The organism is Pseudomonas sp. ANT_J28 (assembly GCF_008370005.1).
Taxonomy (GTDB): Bacteria; Pseudomonadota; Gammaproteobacteria; order Pseudomonadales; family Pseudomonadaceae; genus Aquipseudomonas; species Aquipseudomonas frigoris.
The window spans coordinates 1-5,728 of sequence record NZ_VOBM01000082.1; the positions used below are offsets into that span (position 1 = coordinate 1).

Annotated in this window: 5 protein-coding genes; all 5 read right to left on the reverse strand. The window is 60.4% G+C overall.

The genetic code is table 11. From position 1 onward, the window contains the following. Window positions 1-154 precede the first annotated feature (154 nt). Window positions 155-997: a taurine dioxygenase gene (gene tauD, locus FQ187_RS29505; protein WP_149632182.1), complete on the reverse strand. Its 843-nt coding sequence runs from the start codon at window positions 995-997 to the stop codon at window positions 155-157. A gap of 60 nt (window positions 998-1,057) precedes the next feature. Further along, on the reverse strand, window positions 1,058-1,891 hold the full coding sequence (tauC, locus tag FQ187_RS29510; RefSeq protein ID WP_149632183.1) for a taurine ABC transporter permease TauC: 834 nt from the start codon (window positions 1,889-1,891) through the stop codon (window positions 1,058-1,060). Continuing rightward, window positions 1,888-2,682 (reverse strand): taurine ABC transporter ATP-binding subunit, encoded by a 795-nt coding sequence (gene tauB, locus FQ187_RS29515; protein WP_149632184.1) that lies wholly within the window; start codon window positions 2,680-2,682, stop codon window positions 1,888-1,890. The genes tauC and tauB overlap by 4 nt, the downstream gene beginning before the upstream one ends. 15 nt (window positions 2,683-2,697) lie before the next feature. Further along, a complete protein-coding gene (gene tauA, locus FQ187_RS29520) occupies window positions 2,698-3,675 on the reverse strand; it encodes a taurine ABC transporter substrate-binding protein (RefSeq protein ID WP_149632185.1) in 978 nt (325 codons plus the stop codon). A 260-nt stretch (window positions 3,676-3,935) separates the two neighbouring features. Continuing rightward, window positions 3,936-5,519: a glutamate--cysteine ligase gene (gene gshA / locus FQ187_RS29530; protein WP_149632186.1), complete on the reverse strand. Its 1,584-nt coding sequence runs from the start codon at window positions 5,517-5,519 to the stop codon at window positions 3,936-3,938. Window positions 5,520-5,728 lie beyond the last annotated feature (209 nt).

Consider the following 5,728-nt stretch of genomic DNA (forward strand, 5'->3'; position numbering starts at 1 on the left):
GGCGCGGGGCTACAACCCCACTCAGACGCCGGATAGATGAAAGCAAGCCAAACACGACATCAAAAACAGTATTGCAGAAAAGGGGGTAACCATAGATGTGGGAGCGGGCTTGCTCGCGAAGGGGCCATCAAAGTTAGTAAAAAAACTCCCTGGGTTACCGAAAAAACGGCACATCCCCCAACACCGTCGCGCGCTGCATCACCCGCCGCGCCGGCCGGTAATCATCGACGGCGTAATGCTGTGTCACGCGGTTATCCCAAAACGCCACGTCGTCCTTCTGCCAACGCCAGCGAATGGTAAATTCCGGCCGTGTCGCGTGGGCAAACAGAAACTTCAGAATCACCTCGCTTTCGGTTTCCGACAGCTCATTGATCTTCGACGTGAAGCCTTCATTGACGAACAACGACCGGCGTCCACTCACCGGATGAGTGCGAATCACCGGGTGTGACAGCGGCAGGTTTTTCCTGCGCGCTTCTTCCCACTGAGCCAACGCTTCGGGTGTGTTGCCATAGCGCTCCAGCGGGAACGAACGAGTGAAGTCGTGGGTCGCGGTCAGCCCTTCGAGCAAGTTTTTCATCGGCGCCGAAAGCGCTTCATACGCCGCGATACCGCTGGCCCACAGCGTGTCGCCACCAAACTCCGGTAACAACTTGGCGCTGAGCACCGCGCCCAGGGCCGGGGTCGGCAGGAAGGTCACGTCGGTGTGCCAGATCGCGTTGTCACGCACGTCGGTGACGGCGGTGTCGAGGATCAGCACTTCGGGCTGTTCCGGCACATTTGGGTAAATCGGGTGAATGTGCAGGTCGCCGAAATTGGCGGCGAAACGTGCCTGCTGCTGCGGTGTGATCGGCTGATCGCGGAAGAACAACACTTGATGTTTGAGCAGCGCCTGCTCGATGGCGTCGCGCTGTTCCAGGTTCAGCGGCTGGCTGATGTCGACGCCGCTGATGTGTGCGCCGAGGGCGTAGCTTAAGGGGACGATGGTCAGGTTGCTCATGGTCTTTCTCTTCAATCCAGGGCGCCGATCTGTCGGCGTAGTCAGTGCGATCAAAACGTCTTAGTGAGCCAGGCCATGCCACGGCACCAGTTTGCGTTGCAGGGCGCGCAAGCCCATTTCCATGGCGAAGGCAATCAGCGCGATCACCAGAATCCCCAGCACCACCACATCGGTGACCAGGAACTGCGCGGCCGACTGCACCATGAAGCCCAAACCGCTAGTGGCGGCGATCAATTCGGCGGCAACCAGCGTCGACCAACCCACACCCAGGCCAATGCGCACACCGGTCAAAATGTCCGGCAACGCGCTCGGCAGAATCACATGGCGAATCAACTGCGCCCGGGTCGCGCCCAAGGACTGTGCCGCGCGCAATTTGGCCGGGTCGACGGTACGCACGCCGGTCGCGGTAGCGATGGCGATCGGGGCGAAGATCGCGAGGTAGATCAGCAAGACTTTCGACAGCTCACCGATGCCGCACCAGATCACGATCAGCGGCAGATAAGCCAGCGGTGGAATAGGGCGGTAGAACTCGATCAGCGGATCGAGAATGCCGCGAGCGATACGATTGTGGCCGATGGCGATGCCGACCGGCACGGCGGTCAGCACCGCGAAACCCAGGCCCAAACCGATTCGGCTGAGACTCGCGCCAAGGTGCTGCCACAACGTTGAATCCATGTAGCCGGTGGTCACCAGCAGCCAGCCTTTTTGCAGCACGGCAGAGGGTGGCGGCAGGAACAGCGGTTCGATCATTCCAGTGGCGGTGACGGCCCACCAAATGACCACGAGCGCGACGAGTGTCAGCAGACTGATCCAGCGAGTACTGAGGCTGCGTCGAACAGGAATCACCGTCGAGTGCGATTTGACCGTGACGGCCGGAACCCCATAGCTGCTCATACGGTCTCCTGCCGCTGGGCGGCGCTGCGTTGGGAGAACACTTTGGCGAGCACGTGTTCGCGGGTTTCGATAAAGCGCGGGTCTGACTTGATCGATCGAGCCGACTCCCCAGCGGCATAACGCTGACCGAAATCCAGGCTGAGGCGTTCGACGATTTGCCCAGGATTCGGCGCCAGCAGAATCAGGTCCGTGGCGAGGAACACCGCTTCTTCGATGTCGTGGGTAATCAGAAAGACGGGTTTCGCGGTGCGCTGCCAGACTTGCAGCAGCAACTCCTGCATTTGTTCGCGGGTGAAGGCATCGAGGGCGCCGAAGGGTTCGTCCATCAGCAAAACGCGCGGATCAGCAGCCAGAGCACGGGCCAGGCCGACACGTTGCTTCTGGCCGCCCGAGAGTTGCCAGATTCGGCGACTTTCGAAACCGGAAAGGTCCACCAAAGCGAGCATTTCCCGGGCGCGCATTTCACGTTTTTCCCGCGCAATGCCGGCCAGTTCCAGACCGAAGCCGACATTGGCCAGCACGTCCTGCCAAGGCAGCAGGGCATCGTCCTGGAACACCACGCCGCGTTCGGCGCTCGGGCCTTTGACCGGTACGCCGTCAAGGGGGATGCGCCCGGCGCTGGGCTCGACGAAACCGGCAATCAGGTTCAACAGCGAGGTCTTGCCACTGCCGGACGGGCCGAGGGCGACCAGCAACTGCTGGGGCCCAAGACTCAGGGAAATATCCGCCAGTACCGGTTCGGCGGCGCCGGGGTACTGTGCGCTGATGCGCTCCAGCTGAAGCAAAGCCATCGCGGTCAACTCCGATCAGTTGGTGATGTATTTGGCGCTGACGTAGGGGGCGTAGTCCGGTAGCACGGCTTCAACCTTGCCTTGTTCTTTCAGGAACGCGGCGGTGTCGGTGATGGCCTTGGTGGTCGGTGCGCCAAGGGTGATCACCTGATCAGCCGCCAGCGGGAAGACGTTGCCTTGCAGCAGCAATGGAATGTCGCCGGCCTTGGCGCCGGAGAGTTTTACCAGCTTGTCGACGTTGGATTGGTTGGCGAGCCAGGCTTTTGGATCTTTGCGGTAGTCGGCGTAGGCATCGAGGGTCACTTTGGCGAACGCGGTGACGATTTCCGGGTGTTTCTCGGCGAAGTCTTTACGCACGATCCAGGCATCGAAGGTCGGTGCGCCGAACTTGGCCAGTTCACCGGAGGTGATCAGCACTTTGCCGTTTTCCTTGGCCACACCGAGGGCTGGGTCCCACACGTAAGTGGCGTCGATGTCACCGCGTTTCCACGCAGCAATGATGGCCGGCGGGGCAAGGTTGAGGACGGTGACTTTCGATGGATCGATGTTCCAGTGCTTCAGCGCAGCCAACAGGCTGTAGTGGCCGGTGGACACGAACGGCACGGCGATTTTCTTGCCGATCAGGTCTTGTGGGGTTTTGATCCCGGAACCGTCGCGGGCAACCAGGGCTTCAGCGGCGCCGATCTGCGTGGCGATGAGGAAGGTTTCTACCGGGACTTTACGGGTGATCGCCGCCGTCAGGGGGCTGGAACCGAGGTAACCGATCTGCACGTCGCCGGAAGCGATGGCGGCGATGATGTCGGCGCCGTTGTCGAATTTGCGCCAGTCGATCTTGGCGTTGGTGGCTTTTTCGTACGCGCCGTCGGCCTGGGCGACTTTCGCCGGGTCTACGGTGGTCTGGTAGGCGACGGTGACGTCAGCCGCCTGGGCAAAGAAACTCACCGCAGCCAGAGACGCGGCCGCCAGCAGGCGAAGGGGGAAAGTCAGTTTCATTGAGAAGCTCCTTGTCAGGCGACCGATAGTCGACGAGAAAAGGAGACTAAATGATATAAGAATCCGAAAATAAATAACTTTTTCGAATGAGCTTATGAGCGGAAAATTCTAAGGGAGAGTAGTACATCGTTATCCATGTGGGAGCGGGCTTGCTCGCGAAGGCGGCGTGTCAGCCGACATCAATGTTGACTGACACGCCGCCTTCGCGAGCAAGTCGAATCGTCGCACCGCCGCTCCCACAGGTGACCTGCGTTTGCAGGTTAGTTGCTGATTGCCAGAATGCTCGCCTGATACGACCCGACAAACACATCGAAATCGCCCACCTCGTTCTGCTCCAGCTCAATCTGCTCGGCCAGCGACGAACGTGCCCGGTCTTCAAATTTCGCCTGGTCTTCGCTTGAAAGCGGCTCGCTGCGGAAAAACTCCGCATGCGCGCGGCTCTGACGCAGGGAGAACTGAGCAAAACTCTCCTTGTGCTCAGCCATCGCCGCCAGCACTTGGGCCGATGGCGTCAGCGATGGATCCTTGACCTTGGCCAGCTGCGCATCCAGCGCCTTGCTATGCGCATCGCCGCCATGACTCTGATCCAGCATCGCCGCCAGGGGTGCAATCTTCTCCAGCAACTCGCTGGCCCACTCTTTCAGGTCCACCGGATGACCGTCGCGTTGCAGTTGCAGGCCCGGACGACGACCTTCCTTGACCACGCTGAGGAAGTTCGAGGTCGCGTTGCCGCACGAGGTATTGGTCAGCAGCGGGCTGTCGTTCAGCGCGCAATACAGCAGGAATGCGTCGAGGAACCGCGATTCCGGCAGGTCGATGCCCATCGGCAGGAACGGGTTGATGTCCAGGCAGCGCACTTCAACGTACTGAATGCCACGGGCCACCAGCGCCTGGATCGGCCGTTCACCGGTGTAGGTCACGCGTTTCGGGCGGATGTTGGAGTAGTACTCGTTTTCGATTTGCAGGATGTTGGTGTTGAGCTGAACCCACTCACCGTCCTGATGCGTGCCGATTTCGACGTACGGCGCGTAAGGCGTGGCAACCGCTTTACGCAGGCTGTCGGTGTAGCTGGCCAGATCGTTGTAGCACGGCGTCAGGCCGGCCTGGGCGTTGCTCTGGTAACCCAGGTCACTCATGCGCAGGCTGGTGGCGTACGGCAGGTACAAAGTGTCCGGGTCCAGTTGTTCCAGTTGATGCGAGCGGCCACGCAGGAAACCGGCGTCCAGCGCTGGCGACGCACCGAACAGGTACATCAGCAGCCAACTGTAGCGACGGAAGTTACGGATCAGCGCGATGTAGGCCGACGATTGATAGTCACGGTCGGTGCCGACAAAGTCTTCAGCCTCTTTAAGCAGCGGCCAGAGCTTTTCCGGCAGGGAAAAATTGTAGTGAATCCCGGCGATGCACTGCATGGTCTTGCCGTACCGCAGGGCCAGGCCCTTGCGGTAAACGTACTTGAGCTGACCGATGTTGGAGGTGCCGTAATAGGCGATCGGGATGTCTTCCTCGGCCGGCAGCGGGCACGGCATCGATGGACTCCACAGGTACTCGTTGCCGAGCTTGCTGTAGGCAAAACGATGAATTTTGTCCAGGCTCGCCAGCGTATCCGCCGGATCGGGCAGGGCGGGCGTGATGAACTCCAGCAGCGACTCGGAATAGTCGGTGGTGATTTGTTCGTTGGTCAGCGCGGAACCCAATTCTTCCGGGTGCGGCGTTTGCGCCAGGCGACCTTCGCCGGTCACGCGCAGGCATTCACGTTCGATGCCGTGAAGGCACTGTTCGAGCAGAGAGAGGTTAGCGCGCTCGCCGAGCAGAGCCAGGCGGCGGTTGAGAAGTTCGCTCAAGTTGGATTCCTTCACGCGTCAGTCGCCCCAATATGGGGGTGGGCAAGACGGTCTACAAGGGTGAAGTTAAAACTGGCGTTGTCGCCTGGTTTTGGATCGCACACGGCGGCTGGCAGCCAGCCAATGATTGATCGCCGCAATCCCCTGTGGGAGCGGGCTTGCTCGCGAATGCGGTGGGTCAGGCAACATTAAAGTCATCTGACCCACCG

Excerpts from the sequence above, each read along its gene's own strand:
- tauA (WP_149632185.1), bottom strand. The coding sequence starts at position 3,675 with ATGAAACTGACTTTCCCCCTTCGCCTGCTGGCGGCCGCGTCTCTGGCT.
- tauD (WP_149632182.1), bottom strand. The coding sequence starts at position 997 with ATGAGCAACCTGACCATCGTCCCCTTAAGCTACGCCCTCGGCGCACAC.
- tauC (WP_149632183.1), bottom strand. The coding sequence starts at position 1,891 with ATGAGCAGCTATGGGGTTCCGGCCGTCACGGTCAAATCGCACTCGACG.
- tauB (WP_149632184.1), bottom strand. The coding sequence starts at position 2,682 with ATGGCTTTGCTTCAGCTGGAGCGCATCAGCGCACAGTACCCCGGCGCC.